Annotated in this window: 15 protein-coding genes; 7 read left to right on the top strand and 8 right to left on the bottom strand. The window is 71.2% G+C overall.

Features of this window, described 5'->3' with window-relative positions; genetic code table 11:
- Position 1: 1 nt before the first annotated feature.
- On the bottom strand, positions 2 to 721 hold the full coding sequence (gene fabG / locus ACGFZA_RS38300) for a 3-oxoacyl-[acyl-carrier-protein] reductase (protein ID WP_385280662.1): 720 nt from the start codon (positions 719 to 721) through the stop codon (positions 2 to 4).
- Between the two features lie 270 nt (positions 722 to 991).
- Between fabG and ACGFZA_RS38295 the strand changes: the two genes are divergently transcribed.
- From ACGFZA_RS38295 to tyrS, 3 genes are all read left to right on the top strand, one after another.
- A complete protein-coding gene (locus tag ACGFZA_RS38295) occupies positions 992 to 2,515 on the top strand; it encodes a TldD/PmbA family protein (RefSeq protein WP_393685318.1) in 1,524 nt (507 codons plus the stop codon).
- A gap of 82 nt (positions 2,516 to 2,597) precedes the next feature.
- Positions 2,598 to 3,992, top strand: a complete 1,395-nt coding sequence (locus tag ACGFZA_RS38290) for a metallopeptidase TldD-related protein (RefSeq protein WP_393685316.1) — start codon at positions 2,598 to 2,600, stop codon at positions 3,990 to 3,992.
- Between the two features lie 255 nt (positions 3,993 to 4,247).
- Positions 4,248 to 5,516, top strand: coding sequence for a tyrosine--tRNA ligase (gene tyrS / locus ACGFZA_RS38285; protein ID WP_385280671.1), 1,269 nt, complete (start codon positions 4,248 to 4,250; stop codon positions 5,514 to 5,516).
- A gap of 70 nt (positions 5,517 to 5,586) precedes the next feature.
- Here the strand turns inward: tyrS and ACGFZA_RS38280 are convergent, their stop codons facing one another.
- Positions 5,587 to 5,862, bottom strand: a complete 276-nt coding sequence (locus tag ACGFZA_RS38280; protein ID WP_385280674.1) for a GlsB/YeaQ/YmgE family stress response membrane protein — start codon at positions 5,860 to 5,862, stop codon at positions 5,587 to 5,589.
- A gap of 218 nt (positions 5,863 to 6,080) precedes the next feature.
- Between ACGFZA_RS38280 and ACGFZA_RS38275 the strand changes: the two genes are divergently transcribed.
- A complete protein-coding gene (locus tag ACGFZA_RS38275) occupies positions 6,081 to 6,485 on the top strand; it encodes a DUF3099 domain-containing protein (RefSeq protein ID WP_385280677.1) in 405 nt (134 codons plus the stop codon).
- 219 nt (positions 6,486 to 6,704) lie between these two features.
- Positions 6,705 to 6,968, top strand: coding sequence for a hypothetical protein (locus tag ACGFZA_RS38270; RefSeq protein WP_385280680.1), 264 nt, complete (start codon positions 6,705 to 6,707; stop codon positions 6,966 to 6,968).
- Between the two features lie 22 nt (positions 6,969 to 6,990).
- Here ACGFZA_RS38270 and moaA read toward each other — a convergent pair whose 3' ends face one another.
- From moaA to ACGFZA_RS38255, 3 genes are all read right to left on the bottom strand, one after another.
- Positions 6,991 to 7,980 carry a GTP 3',8-cyclase MoaA gene (moaA, locus tag ACGFZA_RS38265; RefSeq protein ID WP_385280683.1) on the bottom strand — a complete coding sequence of 330 codons (990 nt, stop codon included), beginning with the start codon at positions 7,978 to 7,980 and terminating at the stop codon, positions 6,991 to 6,993.
- A 184-nt stretch (positions 7,981 to 8,164) separates the two neighbouring features.
- Positions 8,165 to 9,805 (bottom strand): cation acetate symporter, encoded by a 1,641-nt coding sequence (locus ACGFZA_RS38260; RefSeq protein ID WP_385280686.1) that lies wholly within the window; start codon positions 9,803 to 9,805, stop codon positions 8,165 to 8,167.
- Positions 9,802 to 10,167 (bottom strand): DUF485 domain-containing protein, encoded by a 366-nt coding sequence (locus ACGFZA_RS38255; protein WP_385280689.1) that lies wholly within the window; start codon positions 10,165 to 10,167, stop codon positions 9,802 to 9,804. Before ACGFZA_RS38255 ends, ACGFZA_RS38260 begins: the two co-directional genes overlap by 4 nt.
- Positions 10,168 to 10,456: 289 nt before the next feature.
- On the opposite strand from ACGFZA_RS38255, the gene ACGFZA_RS38250 reads away from it, so the two are divergent.
- The gene (locus ACGFZA_RS38250; RefSeq protein WP_385280692.1) at positions 10,457 to 11,992 is read left to right on the top strand and encodes a S8 family serine peptidase; all 1,536 of its coding nucleotides are present in this window, start codon (positions 10,457 to 10,459) and stop codon (positions 11,990 to 11,992) included.
- Between the two features lie 176 nt (positions 11,993 to 12,168).
- Positions 12,169 to 13,590: a CoA transferase gene (locus ACGFZA_RS38245; protein ID WP_393685310.1), complete on the top strand. Its 1,422-nt coding sequence runs from the start codon at positions 12,169 to 12,171 to the stop codon at positions 13,588 to 13,590.
- On the opposite strand, the gene ACGFZA_RS38240 is transcribed toward ACGFZA_RS38245, so the two are convergent.
- Genes ACGFZA_RS38240 through ACGFZA_RS38230 form a run of 3 tightly spaced genes read right to left on the bottom strand, consistent with a single transcriptional unit; the run spans position 13,580 to position 16,200 of the window.
- Positions 13,580 to 14,623 carry a zinc-dependent alcohol dehydrogenase family protein gene (locus ACGFZA_RS38240; RefSeq protein WP_393685308.1) on the bottom strand — a complete coding sequence of 348 codons (1,044 nt, stop codon included), beginning with the start codon at positions 14,621 to 14,623 and terminating at the stop codon, positions 13,580 to 13,582. The genes ACGFZA_RS38245 and ACGFZA_RS38240 overlap by 11 nt on opposite strands.
- 21 nt (positions 14,624 to 14,644) lie before the next feature.
- On the bottom strand, positions 14,645 to 15,322 hold the full coding sequence (locus tag ACGFZA_RS38235) for a lysoplasmalogenase (protein WP_393685306.1): 678 nt from the start codon (positions 15,320 to 15,322) through the stop codon (positions 14,645 to 14,647).
- A complete protein-coding gene (locus ACGFZA_RS38230) occupies positions 15,319 to 16,200 on the bottom strand; it encodes a sterol desaturase family protein (protein ID WP_393685304.1) in 882 nt (293 codons plus the stop codon). The genes ACGFZA_RS38235 and ACGFZA_RS38230 overlap by 4 nt, the downstream gene beginning before the upstream one ends.
- Between the last annotated feature and the right edge of the window lie 106 nt (positions 16,201 to 16,306).

Raw genomic sequence — 16,306 nt, 5'->3', positions numbered from 1 at the left:
ATCAGTGACCCATGCCCAATCCGCCGTCAACGGGGATGACGGCTCCAGTGATGTACGACGCGTCGTCGGAGGCGAGGAAGCGCACTGCGGCGGCGATCTCGTCAGGCCGCGCGTAGCGCGCGAGCGGCACCTGGGCGACGATGCCCTTGCGCTGCTCCTCGGTGAGCGCCTGCGTCATGTCGGTGTCGACGAAGCCGGGCGCGACGACGTTGAACGTGATGTTCCGCGAGCCGAGCTCGCGTGCCAGTGACCTGGCGAAGCCGACCAGACCGGCCTTGGACGCGGCGTAGTTGGCCTGTCCCGCCGAGCCGAGGAGGCCGACGACCGAGGAGATGAGGACGACGCGGCCCTTCTTGGCGCGCAGCATGCCGCGGTTGGCGCGCTTGACGACCCGGAAGGTGCCGGTGAGGTTGGTGTCGAGCACGGACGTGAAGTCGTCCTCGGACATCCGCATCAGCAACTGGTCCTTGGTGATACCGGCGTTGGCCACCAGCACCTCGACGTTGCCGTGCTTCTCCTCGATCTCCTTGTAGGCCTGCTCCACCTGTTCGGCGTCGGTGATGTCGCAACGGACCGCGAGAACACCGGCCTCGGTGAGCGCCTGGGGCGGCTCGCCGGACCGGTAGGTGATGGCGACCTTGTCGCCGTTGTCGGCGAAAGCTCGGGCGATGGCGAGGCCGATGCCCCGGTTTCCTCCGGTGACGAGAACCGAGCGGCTCAACGGATCACCCTTTCCTTAGCGGTCTGGTACATCGAAAACCTATCGGTACCGTGCCCTCCGCGAGGAATCGGCCCCTGACAGCGCCTTCCCCCGGTCACTGTGGGGTTCCTACAGAGACGCACCCGGCCCGGCACGCCACGACGGGGCCTCGCGCCACCGGGCGGTCCGCCCCCGCGCGTGGCCCGGAATTCGGCCGCGACCCCGCCGCGGCCGTGCTTCACTGCCTCGTAAACGATCCGAGGGTATGCGAACGCAGAGGAGAGGCCGCCCGTGCCCCATGAGGTAGATCAGTCGTTCCTGGCCCTCCCGCTACGGCCCCTCGCCGACGCGGCGCTCGCCCGCGCGCGGGCGCTCGGGTCCGTGCACGCCGACTTCCGCTTCGAGCGGGTGCGCAGCGCCACGTGGCGCCTGCGGGACGCCCGGCCCGCCGGCTCGTCGGACACCACCGACCTCGGGTACGCGGTGCGGGTGGTGCACGGCGGGGCGTGGGGGTTCGCCTCCGGCGTGGATCTGACGATGGACGCCGCGGCGAGGGTGGCCTCGCAGGCCGTGGCCATGGCGAAGCTGTCGGCCAAGGTCATCGCCGCCGCGGGGTCGGACGAGAGGGTCGAGCTCGCCGACGAGCCGGTGCACGGGGAGCGGAGCTGGGTCTCGGCGTACGACGTCGACCCGTTCGACGTACCGGCCGAGGAGAAGGCGGGGCTGCTCGCCGAGTGGAGCGGCCGGCTGCTGGGGGCGGCGGGCGTGGCGCATGTGGACGCCTCGCTGATGACCGTCCACGAGAACAAGTTCTACGCCGACACGGCGGGCACCGTCACCACGCAGCAGCGGGTACGGCTGCATCCGCAGTTCACCGCGGTCGCCGTGGACGCGACGACCGGCGAGTTCGACTCGATGCGCACGATCGCCCCGCCGGCGGGGCGCGGCTGGGAGTACCTGACCGGGACCGGCTGGGACTGGGACGCGGAGCTGGAGAGCATCCCCGGGCTGCTGGCCGAGAAGATGCGGGCCCCGGGCGTCGAGGCGGGGACGTACGACCTGGTCGTCGACCCGTCGAATCTGTGGCTGACCATCCACGAGTCGATCGGCCACGCCACCGAGCTGGACCGGGCGCTGGGGTACGAGGCGGCGTACGCCGGGACCTCGTTCGCCACGTTCGACCAGCTGGGGAAGCTGGCGTACGGCTCCCCGGTGATGAACGTGACGGGCGACCGCACCGCCGAGCACGGGCTCGCGACGATCGGGTACGACGACGAGGGCGTCGAGGCGCAGTCCTGGGACCTGGTCAAGGACGGGACGCTGGTGGGCTACCAGCTGGACCGCCGGATCGCGAAGCTGACGGGCCTCGGCCGCTCCAACGGCTGCGCCTACGCGGACTCCCCGGGCCATGTCCCCGTACAGCGCATGGCCAATGTGTCGTTGCGGCCGGATCCCGGCGGGCTCTCCACGGAGGATCTGATCGGCGGGGTGGAGCGCGGGATCTACGTGGTCGGCGACCGGTCCTGGTCGATCGACATGCAGCGGTACAACTTCCAGTTCACCGGGCAGCGGTTCTTCCGGATCGAGAACGGCAGGCTGGCCGGGCAGCTGCGCGATGTCGCGTACCAGGCGACGACGACGGACTTCTGGGGCTCGATGGAGAAGGTCGGCGGCCCGCAGACGTACGTCCTGGGCGGCGCCTTCAACTGCGGCAAGGCCCAGCCGGGCCAGGTCGCGGCCGTCTCGCACGGCTGCCCCTCCGCCCTCTTCCGGGGCGTGAACATCCTCAACACGACGCAGGAGGCCGGACGATGAGCGGCGACCACGGAACCGGCCGGGGGTCCGGGGGCCGCTCCCCGGGCAGGCACAGTCTCAACACGACGCAGGAGGCGGGACGATGAGCCGCGTCAGCAAGCCGCACGAGATCGTCGAGCGCGCGCTCGAACTGTCCACCGCCGACGGCTGCGTGGTCATCGCCGACGAGGAGTCGTCGGCCAATCTGCGCTGGGCCGGCAACGCGCTCACCACGAACGGCGTCACCCGGGGCCGCACCCTGACCGTCATCGCCACGGTCGACGGGGCCGAGGGCGCAGCCTGCGGTGTGGTGTCCCGGGCCGCCGTCACCGCGGCCGACCTGGAGCCGCTGGTGCGGGCCGCCGAGGCCGCCGCGCGCGGGGCCGGCCCGGCCGAGGACGCGCAGCCGCTGGTCACCGGGGTGCCGGACTCCCCCGACTTCACGGACGCGCCCGCGGAGACGGGCTCGGACGTCTTCGCGGCGTTCGCCCCCGCGCTCGGCGACGCCTTCGCCCGGGCCCGTTCCGGCGGCCGTGAGCTCTACGGCTTCGCCAACCACGAGATGACCTCGACGTACCTGGGTACGTCGACGGGGCTGCGACTGCGCCACGACCAGCCGAACGGCACACTGGAGGTGAACGCCAAGTCGCCCGACCGCTCGCGCTCGGCCTGGGCGGGACGCTCGACGCGTGACTTCAAGGACGTCGACCCGGCCGAGATGGACGCCGGGCTCGCGCAGCGGCTGGCCTGGGCGGAGCGCCGGATCGAGCTGCCTGCCGGGCGGTACGAGACACTGCTGCCGCCGACCGCCGTGGCCGACCTGCTGATCTACCAGCTGTGGTCGGCGACCGCCCGGGACGCCGCCGAGGGCAGGACGGTGTTCTCCAAGCCGGGCGGCGGAACGCGGCTCGGTGAGACCCTGTCCCCGCTTCCACTGACCCTGCGCAGCGATCCGAACGCGCCGGGGCTCGAATCCGCGCCGTTCGTCATCGCCCACTCCTCCGGGGACGGCGGGTCGGTCTTCGACAACGGGCTGCCGCTGGGCCGCACCGACTGGATCAGGGACGGCCGTCTCGACCGGCTGACGACCACCCGGCACACGGCGGGCCTCACCGGGCTGCCGGTGGCCCCGGCGATCGACAACCTGGTGCTGGAGGGCGGCGGCGAGCGGTCCCTGGACGAGATGGTCGCGGCGACGACCGGCCGCGGACTGCTGCTGACCTGCATGTGGTACATCCGGGAGGTCGACCCGGCGACGCTGCTGCTGACCGGGCTGACCCGCGACGGGGTGTATCTCGTGGAGGACGGCGAGGTCGTCGGCGAGGTGAACAACTTCCGCTTCAACGAGTCGCCCGTGGACCTGCTGTCGCGGGCCACCGAGGCGGGCCGGACGGAGAAGACGCTGCCGCGCGAGTGGGGCGACTGGTTCACCCGGGCCGCGATGCCCGCGCTGCGCATCCCGGACTTCAACATGAGCTCGGTGAGCCGGGGCGTATGACCCGCCCAAGGGCTGTCCCGCAATTCCTGGTGGATCAGCACGCGGCGTCGGATGCGGTGCATCGCAAGGCGCAGGGACGCCCGAATACCGGATGTATTCGGGCGTTCCGACAACGCCGCGAGGTGCCGTAGCTGTCGTCGCGCGCCCGCCAGGGGGTGCGGGACAGCCCTTAGACTGACTGCTGCCTGAGATCTGCTGTCTTTCGATACAGGCAGGCAGCTCATCCGATCCACATTGCTGAGGAGACACGGAACCGTGACGGACATCGTCGACGAGCTGAAGTGGCGCGGGCTGTTCGCCCAGTCCACTGACGAGGACGCACTGCGCAAGGCTCTCGCGGACGGTCCCGTCACGTTCTATTGCGGCTACGACCCCACCGCGGCGAGCCTCCACGTCGGCCATCTGGTGCAGGTGCTCACCATGCGCCGGCTCCAGCAGGCCGGCCTGCGGCCGCTCGCCCTGGTGGGCGGGGCCACCGGTCAGATCGGTGACCCGCGGCCGACCGCCGAGCGCACGCTGAACGACCCGGAGACGATCGCCGCGTGGGTGGCGCGGCTGCGGTCCCAGATCGAGCCCTTCCTGTCCTTCGAGGGCGAGAACGCGGCGGTCATGGTGAACAACCTGGACTGGACCGCGGGCATGTCCGCGATCGAGTTCCTGCGGGACATCGGCAAGCACTTCCGGGTCAACAAGATGCTCACCAAGGAGTCCATCGCCCGGCGGCTGGAGTCCGACGAGGGCATCAGCTACACCGAGTTCAGCTACCAGCTGCTCCAGAGCATGGACTTCCTGGAGCTGTACCGGCGCCACGGCTGCACCCTCCAGCAGGGCGGCAGCGACCAGTGGGGCAACCTCACCGCGGGTCTCGACCTGATCCACCGCCTGGAGCCGGGTGCCGAGGTGCACGCGCTGGCGACCCCGCTGATGACGAAGGCGGACGGCACCAAGTTCGGCAAGTCCGAGAGCGGCGCCGTCTGGCTCGACCCGGAGATGACCACGCCGTACGCGTTCTACCAGTTCTGGCTGAACGTGGACGACCGCGACGTCTCCCGCTACATGCGCATCCTCAGCTTCCTGAGCCCCGCCGAGCTGGAGGAGCTGGAGAAGGTCACCGAGGAGCGGCCGCAGGCGCGGACGGCGCAGCGCACGCTGGCCGAGGAGCTGACGACGCTGGTGCACGGCGCGGACCAGTGCGCCGCGGTCATCGCCGCGTCGAAGGCGCTCTTCGGCCAGGGCGAGCTCGGCGAGCTGGACGAGGCGACCCTGAGTGCCGCGCTGTCCGAGGTCCCGCACGCGCGGGTCACCGAGCTCGGCCCGCTGGTCGACCTGCTGGTCGAGGTCGGTCTGGCACCGAGCAAGTCGGGTGCCCGGCGCACGGTCAAGGAGGGCGGCGCCTACGTGAACAACGTGAAGGCCGTCGACGGTGAGGCGGCTCCGGCCCGTGAGGAGCTGCTGCACGGGCGCTGGCTGGTGCTGCGCCGGGGCAAGAAGAACCTGGCGGCGATCGAGGTCACGGCCGGCTGAGCCGCGGCGGCAGCGGGACGGCGGGGCACGCACGATGCGTGCCCCGCCGTCCTGCTGTGCTGTGCGTGGTTCAGGTCTTCTGCCTGCTGCCCCGGAACGAGGCCCAGAGCATGTCGCCGACACCGACCACCACCACGGCTCCGATCAGCTGGAGCACATGACGTGTCCAGTCGATGCCCTTGGTGTCGTTGACGCCGATCCAGGTGGCGACAGCATTACCGAGAATGCTGCCGATCATGCCGAAGATGACCGTCAGCCAGAGTGGGATCTCCTGCTTGCCCGGCAGGATCGCCTTCGCGATCAGACCGAGCACCAGGCCCACGATGATTGCCCACAACCAGCTCATGTCGCCTCCTTGTGCGACGCGGTGTCGCGCATGTCCGCCCAGTCTCGGTGCTGGTCCGGTACGCCGCATGTCGGACAGGTCCGTACGTGCAGCCGGGCCGCGGAGTGGACGTATGCGGCGCGCCCCGGTCTCGAACCGGGGGGAGGGCGGGCGTACCGTGGGATCCGGTCCGGTCCGGGGAGCGTCCGGCGCAGGAACGGGGTCTCCCCCAGTTCGTCATGAGCTCGGGGAAGGTTGGTGGAGACGTGTGGGGAAAGCAGAGCAGCGCGGAGGTCTTCCGGATCACGGGGGCCCGGCAGGGGCTCGCGGAGGATGTGCGCGGCAGACAGCGGCGCTATGTGATCTCGATGTCCGTGCGCACCGTTTCGGTGGTGGCCGCCGCGGTCCTGTGGAACGTGGAACGTCATGTGGCGATCGTGGCGCTCGCGCTGGGGGTGCTGCTCCCGTACGTCGCGGTCGTCATCGCCAACGCGGGCCGGGAGACCAGCCCTTCCCTTCCCTCGACCTTCGTGCCGGCGCCGACGCGGCCCGCTCTGGGTGCCGCCCCGGCGGCCGGTCCGGCGGAGCCGGGTCCGGAGAGCGGACACGCGTTCCGAAGTGCGGATCCGCAGGAGCACGGCTGAGCACCGGCGCGCCCCAAGCTCAAGAAAAGCTCAGATCAATCATGAAGTTCCAGTGCACTGCACCCCGGTCTGCGTGACATACTTTCCTAGCGCTCCGCATCCCCCGTCGGAGCGACGGACCGACGCCGGGCAGCTCCCCCCGTGGCTGCTCGGCGTCGCCATTTCTCCGGCGGGGATGCCACGGGACTGCCGTCCGGATCAGGCTCTAGGGTTGAGTCCGTGAACTCCCCCGAATCCGATTCCGGCCCCGCGGCCGAGCGTTCCGCCACCGCCCCCGTCTGCTCGGCCAAGGGCTGCCGCACCGATGCCGTGTGGGTGCTGGCCTGGAACAACCCGAAGCTGCACACCCCGGAGCGCCGCAAGACCTGGCTGGCCTGCGACGAGCACCGGGAGCACCTCTCCTCGTTCCTGGGGGTGCGGGGCTTCCTCAAGGACGTGGTGACACTGGCCGAGTGGGAGTCGCCGGACGCGCCGACCGCGTAAGCCAGGGACGACGCGACAGCCCTCAGCCGCCGATGGCCGACATCGGGCGGTCCGGCTGGAGGAACGAGGGGTCGTCGAGGCCGGATCCGGCCTTCTTGCCCCACATGGCGAGCTTCCAGAGCCGGGCGATCTCCTCGTCCGGCGCCTCCGAGCGCAGGGCGCCGCGCAGGTCGGTCTCCTCACGGGCGAACAGGCAGGTGCGCACCTGCCCGTCGGCGGTGAGCCTGGTGCGGTCGCAGGCCCGGCAGAACGGCCGGGTGACCGAGGCGATGACGCCGACCCGGTGGGGTCCGCCGTCCACGAGCCAGCGCTCGGCGGGGGCGGAGCCGCGCTCGCCGTCTTCCTCGGCGGTGAGGTCGAAGCGGGTGCTCAGCGACCGGAGTATGTCGCCTGCCGTGATCATTCCGTCGCGCTTCCAGCCGTGCTGGGCGTCGAGCGGCATCTGCTCGATGAAGCGGAGCTCGTACTCGTTCTCCACGGCCCAGGCGAGCAGGTCGGGGGCCTCGTCGTCATTGAGTCCCGGCATCAGGACGGTGTTGACCTTGACGGGGGTGAGCCCGGCCTCGCGGGCGGCCTCGAGTCCGGCCAGGACGTCGTGGTGACGGTCGCGGCGGGTGAGCGTCTTGAACACGTCGGGGCGCAGGGTGTCCAGGGAGACGTTGACCCGGTCCAGCCCGGCGGCCTTGAGTGCGGCGGCGGTCCGCTTCAGCCCGATGCCGTTGGTCGTGAGCGACATCTTCGGGCGCGGCTCCAGGGCCGCGCACTGCTGGACGATGGAGACGAGCCCGGGACGCAGCAGCGGCTCCCCGCCGGTGAAGCGGACTTCGGTGATGCCGAGCCGTGTGACGGCGATGCGGACGAGCCGGACGATCTCGTCGTCACTCAGCAGGTCGGGCTTGGCCAGCCACTGCAGGCCCTCCTCGGGCATGCAATAGGTGCAGCGCAGGTTGCAGCGGTCGGTCAGCGAGACACGCAGGTCGGTGGCGACCCGGTCGTAGGTGTCGATGAGCATGTTGGGCCCCCTCCCCCGGTGACTTCCCGGTTGCGGTATCTGACTCTTTCGAGACTACGCGAGACCTGTGACAACGGAGGGGCCCGTTTGACACGAGGTACGGCGCGGCCGCGTCGTAGGACTCTACGACGCGGCCGCGGCGAAGGGGTGGTGCGGTCACCCGACTCCTTGTGAACTTCTGCTCTCAGTGCGCTCCGATGCCGGTGAGGGACTTGACCTCCAGCTCGGCGTACTTGCCCTTGTCCGGCTCCTCCTTCGACAGGAGGGAGCCGATCCAGCCGAGCAGGAAGCCCAGCGGGATGGAGATCAGGCCGGGGTTCTCCAGCGGGAACCAGGCGAAGTCGACACCCTTGAACATCGAGGTCTTCGCGTTCCCGGAGACGACCGGCGAGAAGAGCACCAGGATCACGGAGCTGGCGAGTCCGCCGTAGATCGACCACAGCGCGCCCTGGGTGGTGAACCGCTTCCAGAAGAGGCTGTAGAGGAGCGTCGGCAGGTTGGCCGACGCGGCGACGGCGAAGGCGAGCGCGACCAGACCGGCGACGTTCATGTCGCGGGCGAAGGCGCCCAGCAGGATCGCGGCGGCGCCGATGAAGACGGTGGCCCAGCGTGCGGCCCGCATCTCCTCCTTCTCGGTGGCCTTCCCCTTGCGGATGACGTTGGCGTAGATGTCGTGGGCGAAGGACGACGAGGAGGCGAGGGTGAGGCCCGCGACGACGGCGAGGATGGTGGCGAAGGCGACGGCGGAGATGACGGCGAGCATGACGGCTCCGCCGGTGGTGCCGACCCCGCCGAGGTACTCGGCGAGCTGCGGGGCCGCCGCGTTGCCCGCCGGGTTCTTCGCCTTGATCTCGTCCGGGCCGATGAGGGCCGCGGCGCCGAATCCGAGCGCGATCGTCATCAGGTAGAAGGCGCCGATGATGCCGATGGCCCAGTTGACCGACTTACGGGCGGCCTTGGCGGTCGGCACCGTGTAGAAGCGGATCAGGATGTGCGGCAGGCCCGCGGTGCCCAGGACGAGGGCGATACCGAGGGAGAGGAAGTCCAGCTTCGAGGTGCCGGTGGCCCCGTACTTGAGCCCGGGCTCAAGGAACGAGGCGCCGTGGCCGCTCTTCTCGGCGGCGGTGCCCAGCAGGTCGGAGACGTTGAAGTCGAACTTCCACAGCACCATGAAGGTCATCAGGATGGCGCCCGCGATGAGGAGCACGGCCTTGACCATCTGCACCCAGGTGGTGCCCTTCATGCCGCCGATGGTGACGTACACGATCATCAGTACGCCGACCAGCGCAACGATGAGGATCTTCCCCGCGTCGCTGGTGATGCCGAGGAGCAGCGAGACCAGAACTCCCGCTCCTGCCATCTGCGCCAGCAGGTAGAAGATCGAGACGATGATGGTGGAGACACCCGCGGCGGTACGGACCGGGCGCTGGCGCATCCGGTAGGCGAGGACGTCGCCCATGGTGTATCGGCCCGAGTTGCGCAGCGGTTCGGCGACCAGCAGCAGGGCCACCAGCCAGGCGACGAGGAAGCCGATCGAGTAGAGGAAGCCGTCGTAGCCGAAGAGGGCGATGGCTCCGGCGATGCCGAGGAACGACGCGGCGGACATGTAGTCGCCGGAGACCGCGAGGCCGTTCTGGAAGGCGGTGAACTGGCGGCCGCCCGCGTAGAAGTCGGAGGCGCTCTTGGTCTGGCGGCCGGCCCAGACGGTGATGCCGAGGGTCGCGGCGACGAAGATCGCGAAGAGCGAGATGATCAGCGGCCGGTGCTCGCTGGTGGACGAGGCGGCGAGCGTCACGGCGGTGTGGGAGTGGTACGCGGCGCTCATGCGTCGGCCTCCATACGGGACTTGATGGCCTCGGCCTTCGGGTCGAGCTTCGCGTTGGCGTGCCGCGAGTAGAACCAGGCGATGAGGAAGGTGGTGAGGAACTGGGCGAGACCGAAGACGAAGGCCACGTTGAAGTTGCTGTACACCTTGGTGCCCATGAAGCCGCCGGCGTAGTTGGAGAGCAGCACGTACAGCAGGTACCAGAGGACGAAGGCGACGGTCAGCGGAAAGGCGAACGAGCGGTAGGAGCGGCGGAGTTCGCCGAATTCCTGGCTCGCCTGCTCCGCGACGAACGCCTCGGTCGTGGGCTGGGCGGGGCCGGTCTCCGTACTGCCCTCGGGCGGCGGTGCATCGGTAGCCACGGATTCTCCTCGCGACGCGGGTGCGGTGGTGGGGACGGTGGATTTCACTGGGGGACCTCGATATCGGGGAGTGGTGGTGCGCTTCCCCTGACAACGGCACGCAGCGCGCGGCGAAGCGGTTCACCGCGGTTTCCGCCTTCTCCGTGTCACCCCTTCGGACGCCCCGGTGGAAAACGGATCTCTCGAACTCATTGATGAGCGGGGATGATCAGCGATAGCTTCACTCGTCATGTACGCGACCGGATACGCCTCGTATCCGGTCGACTGACACGGATGATGTGGAGACCCCATGGCTCATCTGGGATCCAGACGGACGCGCGCACTGACGCTGCCCGTCGGATTGGCCCTCACCGCCTCGCTCGGCTTCCTGCCGACGGGCACCGCCTCCGCCGCTCCGGTGGATGCCGCTCCCTCGGCGGCGGTGTCGACGGACGGACCGAAGCTCTCGTACGTGATCAACACCCGGGGCGGTCACGGCACCGTCAAGCAGGTGCGCAAGGCGGTCGAGCAGGCGGGCGGCACAGTGGTGATCGCCTACGACCGGATCGGGGTCATCGTCGCCCACTCGCAGAACCCGCAGTTCGCGCAGTCGATGCGCCGCGTCAGGGGCGTCGATTCGGCGGGCGCCACCCGCACGAACCCGATCGTGCCGCAGGCCACCAAGGACATCGGCGTCGAGCAGCCGCTGACGGCGCAGCAGGAGCGGACCGCGGCCGCGCAGGCGACGGAGGGCCAGGACCCGCTGGAGCCGCTGCAGTGGGACCTGCCCGCGATCAAGGCGGACAAGGCGCACGAGAAGTCGCTGGGCAGTTCGAAGGTCACGGTCGCGGTCATCGACACGGGTGTCGACGACACCCACCCGGACCTCGCGCCGAACTTCGACCGCGGCGGCTCGGCGAACTGTGTCTCCGGCGCGCCGGACACCACGGACGGCTCCTGGCGTCCGAAGACCGGTGAGAGCGATCACGGCACGCATGTCGCGGGCACCATCGCCGCCGCGAAGAACGGCATCGGGGTCACCGGTGTCGCGCCGGGCGTGAAGGTCTCCGGCATCAAGGTGGGCAACCCGGACGGCTTCTTCTACACCGAGGCGGTCGTCTGCGGCTTCATGTGGGCGGCGGACCACGGTGCCGACGTCACGAACAACAGCTATTACACCGACCCGTGGATGTACAACTGCAAGAACGACCCGGACCAGGGCGCGCTGGTCGAGGCCGTCGCGCGGGCGACCCGGTACGCCGAAAGCAAGGGCACGGTCAACGTCGCCGCGGCCGGCAACTCGGCCGAGGACCTGGCGGCCGACACGATCGAGGACGCGTCCAGCCCGAACGACACCACGCCGGTCCCCCGGACCATCGACCCGAAGGTGTGCCTCGACATCCCGACGATGCTGCCGGGTGTCGTGACGGTCTCGGCGACGGGCGCGAAGGGGCTGAAGGCCTCGTACTCGAACTACGGCAACGGCGTCATCGACGTGGCCGCGCCGGGCGGGGACTCGACGGTCTACCAGACGCCCGAGCCGCCGGCGACGAGCGGTCTGATCCTGTCCACGCTGCCCGGCGGGAAGTACGGCTACAAGGCCGGTACGTCGATGGCCTCGCCGCACGTCGCGGGCGTGGTGGCCCTGATCAAGTCGAAGCACCCGTACGCGTCGGCGGCCGCGGTCAAGGCCCTGCTGACGCTGGAGGCCGACGCCACGGCGTGCGGTGACCCGTACGACATCGACGGCGACGGTACGGTCGACGCGGTCTGCGAGGGCGGCAAGAACCGCAACGGCTTCTACGGGGCCGGAGTGGTGGACGCCCTGGACGCGGTGCGCTGGTAGGGAACGGCGCGAGGGGCCGGCACGGGCACGTTCCGTGCCGGCCCCGTCCGGCCGGCCGCGGTCTCCCTCCGGCACCGGGTCCGGCCTTCGGCCCGGTCCGCCACCTGGGTCCGCGGGACCGGCCTCTCCCCGCCCCACCCTGTTCCGTACCTGGCACTCAGCGCCATAGTGCGGGGATGACACACACCCCCGCCTCCGCCACCGAGCAGGCCTGGGCCGCTCTCGGCGGTGACCCCGCACTTCTCGCCCGGATCGAGGCCGCGGGCCCGGCCGGGCTGCTCCCCGCCCGGCTGCCCGTGAGGGAGCTGGCGCGCGCCGCGGTCGCGGTCTGCTCCCTGGCCGCCGCCGAACTGTCGGCCCGCCGCACCGGCGGGCCCGTGCCCCGCGTCCGGATCGACGACGGCGCGGTGGCCACCGCGTTCCACAGCGAGCGCCATCTGCGGATCGACGGCCGCGCCCCCGCCAACTTCGCCCCGTTGTCCCGGTTCTGGCGCACGGCCGACGGCTGGGTCCGTACGCACGCCAACTACCCGCACCACCGGGGCCGGTTGCTGGGCACGCTGGGACTGCCGGCGGACACCGCCGACGACCGGGCCGTGGAGGCCCTGACCGCTTCCTTCGCCGGGCGCCGTGCGGCCGAGATCGAGCAGACGGTGTACTCGGCGGGCGGGCTGGCGGTCGCCGCCGGGACGCCCGGGGAATGGGCGGCCGACCCCCGCCGCCTCGCCCTGACCGGCGTGCCGCTGGTGGAGCGTGCGCGGATCGACGCCGCCCCCGCGCGGCGGACGGCCGCGCTCGCCGGCGCGCCGCTGCGGCCCGCTGCCGGGCTGCGGGTCCTGGATCTCACCCGGGTCCTCGCGGGTCCCGTCGCCACCCGTACGCTCGCGCTGCTCGGCGCCGACGTCCTGCGGATCGACGCCCCTCAGCTCCCGGAGAGCCCCGACGCGCACAGCGACACGGGGTTCGGGAAGCGGTCGGTGAGCCTCGACCTGGCGAGCCGGACCGGACGGGCCTCCTTCGACGGACTGCTGGCCGGGGCGGACGTGGTCGTCACCGGTTACCGGCCCGGCGCGCTGGAGCGTTTCGGGCTGGCCCCGGAGTCCCTGGCCGCACGCAGGCCGGGCCTGGTGATCGCCCGGGTGTCGGCCTGGGGGCACGGTCCGTGGGCGGGGCGGCGGGGCTTCGACAGCCTGGTGCAGGTCGCCACCGGCATCGCGGCGGCCGAGGCGGACCCGCAGGCGCAGGACGGCCCGCCGGGCGCGCTGCCCGCCCAGGCACTCGACCACGGAACTGGCTATCTGCTGGCCGGGGCCGTGCTGCGGGCGCTGACCGAGCAGCACGACGAGGGCGGCTCACGGCTGCTCGCCCTGTCGCTGGCCCGCACCGCCGCCTGGCTGACCGACGAGATCCCGCCCTCGGCCGACCGGGGGACGCGGGACGGCACGTACGCCCCGAAGAAGTGGCTCACCGAGACCGACAGCCCCCTGGGGCGGCTGCGCTACGCACGGCCGCCGGTCGCCTTCGACGGCGCGCCCGCCGACTGGTCGCGTCCGCCCGGCCTCCTGGGAGCGGACGCGGCCGCCTGGCTCACGGCTTGATGAGGACCTTCAGCGCCGTGCGCTCGTCCATCGCCCGGTAACCGGCCGGAACCTCGTCGAGGCCGATGGCCAGGTCGAAGACGGGCGACGGGTCGAGGGTGCCGGACAGGATGTCGGGGAGCAGTTCCGGGATGTAGGTGCGCACGGGGGCGACCCCGCCGCGCAGGGCGATGTTCCGGTCGAACATGACGCCGAGGTCCAGTCCGGTGCCGCTGCCGTGCGGTACGCCGACGTAGCCGATCGAGCCGCCGTCGCGGGTGATGTCGACGGCGGTGCGCATCGACTGCTCGGTGCCGACGGCCTCGATCACGGCGTGGGCGCCCTCGCCGCCGAGCAGTTCCCGGACCGCCTCGACGGCCGCCTCGCCGCGCTCGGCGACGACGTCGGTGGCACCGAAGACGCGGGCGATGTCGGTCCGGGCCCGGTGGCGGCCCAGCGCGATGATGCGCTCGGCCCCGAGCCGCTTGGCGGCCATGACGCCGCACAGCCCGACGGCGCCGTCACCGACGACGGCGACCGTGGAGCCCGGCTTCACCCCGGCGCCGACGGCCGCGTGGTGGCCGGTGCCGAGGACGTCGGAGAGGGCCAGCAGCGCGGTGAGCAGGTGGTCGTCGGAGGCCGCGGCGGCGGGGAGCTTGACCAGCGTGCCGTCGGCGAACGGGACGCGCACGGCCTCGCCCTGCCCGCCGTCGGAGCCGACCGAGCCCCAGAAGCCGCCCTGCGGGCAGGAGGTCGTCAGCCCCTCGGCGCAGTAGGCGCAGCTGCCGTCGGACCAGACGAAGGGGGCGACGACGAGGTCACCGACGGAGAAGCCGTTGACGTCGGAGCCGGCCTCCTCGATGATCCCCAGGAACTCGTGGCCGATGCGCTGGCCGGGCTGCCGGGCGGACTCGCCGCGGTAGGCCCACAGGTCGCTGCCGCAGATACAGGCCCGCAGGACCCGCAGCACCACGTCGGTGGGCTGCTGGATCACCGGGTCCGGGACCTCCTGCACGCGGATGTCGTGGGGGGCGTGGATGACGGTGGCGCGCATGGGTGGGGGTCCTTGCTGATCTCAGATGCTGATACTCCGCTCACGGTACGCCCCGTTGGCCGTGCGGGCCCCGAGCGCCCCCAGGGTCAGCAGGAACTGCGCCGCCACGTAGGTGAGCATGACCCAGAAGCCGGGGGCGGGCAGCTGCGGCCAGTCGGCGATGCCGGTGGCGATCAGCGCGTCGGAGAGCAGGAAGAGCGCGCCTCCGGCGGCGGCGTACCGGCCGAGGACGCCGGACCGGTAGGCCATGGCGGTCAGCAGCAGGCTGTAGCCGGCCATCGGGACCCGTAGCCCGGCCGGCAACCCGTCCCAGATCAGGACGACAAAGAGGGTGAGGACCACGGCGTACCCGATGCCGGGCAGCAGGGCCCCTCGGGCACGACCGAAGAGCCGCAGGTAGCAGACGTGTCCCGCGGCGAAGCCGCCCATGCCGATGAGGAAGGCGAGATCGGCGTCGGCCAGCAGGAACACGTCCCCGGCCCAGCCGCAGAGCAGCGCGGCGATCAGCAGCCGGGGCCCGCGCCGGGCGGCGGCGTACCCGGCCAGCAGCGGCATCAGCAGCGGCTTGGCGACGAGGTGGAGCGGACCGGCGTCGGCGAGGACCCCGACGAGATCGACGGCGCAGGCGACGAGGAAGGCGATGAGCAGGAGACGTGCGCAGCGCTCCCGCCGGCCGTCCGGGAGCGGGTCGGCGCTCATCCGGTGCGCTCCCGCACGGGGGCGGCGGGCGCGGCGTTGGCCGCCCCGGCCGGCTGCCAGCCGGGCCCGCGGAAGACGCGCCCGGCCCGCTCGCCCCAGCTGCCCGCCGCGCGCACGTCACGGGCGATGGCGGCGTACTCGTGGGTGGCGACCCGCAGCGGGTTGAACGTGTCGATGTTCTTGGTGAGCCCGAACACGGGCCGCTCCGTCTCCGCGGCGAAGGACCCGAACCACCGGTCCCACACGATCAGGATGCCGCCGAAGTTCCGGTCGAGGTAGCCGCCCTGGGAGGCGTGGTGCACCCGGTGGTGGGACGGCGTGTTGAGGACGTACTCGAACGGCCGGGGCAGCTTGTCGATCCGCTCGGTGTGCACCCAGAACTGGTAGACGAGGTTGGCCGACGAGCAGAAGGCGAGCGCCGCCGGGTGGACGCCGAGGGCGACGAGCGGGAGGTAGAAGGGCCAGGAAGTCAGCGAGGTCCAGGGCTGGCGCAGCGCGGTGGAGAGGTTGAACTTCCGGCTGGAGTGGTGCACCACGTGGCAGGCCCAGAGGATCCGGATGACGTGGTGGCCGCGGTGCGACCAGTAGTAGAAGAAGTCCTGCGCGAGCAGCATCAGCAGGACGGTCCACCACAGCACGGGCACCCGCAGCGGAGTCAGTTCGTACACCGCGGTGTAGACCGCCACGATGGGCAGTTTCCACAGCAGGTCGAAGACCAGGCTGCCCAGCCCCATGGTGATGCTGGTGGCGGCGTCCTTCGCCTCGTAACCGGCGGCGTCCTCGTCGGGGTGGAAGTGGTGGAGCGCCATTTCCAGGACGGTGAGCAGGACGAAGGCCGGTATGGACCAGAGCACTACATCGGGCAGGTTCGTCGGCATGCCTGCACCGTAGAGCGGCAGGTCGTCCGGGGACTAGACGTTGTTACCAACAAGTATGCGAGACGTGTTGTCAGCAGCCGTTGGCACTTTCTGCCAAGGGCGGGCG

This window comes from Streptomyces sp. NPDC048211 (genome assembly GCF_043202315.1).
In the GTDB taxonomy this organism is placed as follows: domain Bacteria; phylum Actinomycetota; class Actinomycetes; order Streptomycetales; family Streptomycetaceae; genus Streptomyces.
This window is presented reverse-complemented; position numbering and strand designations above follow the sequence as displayed.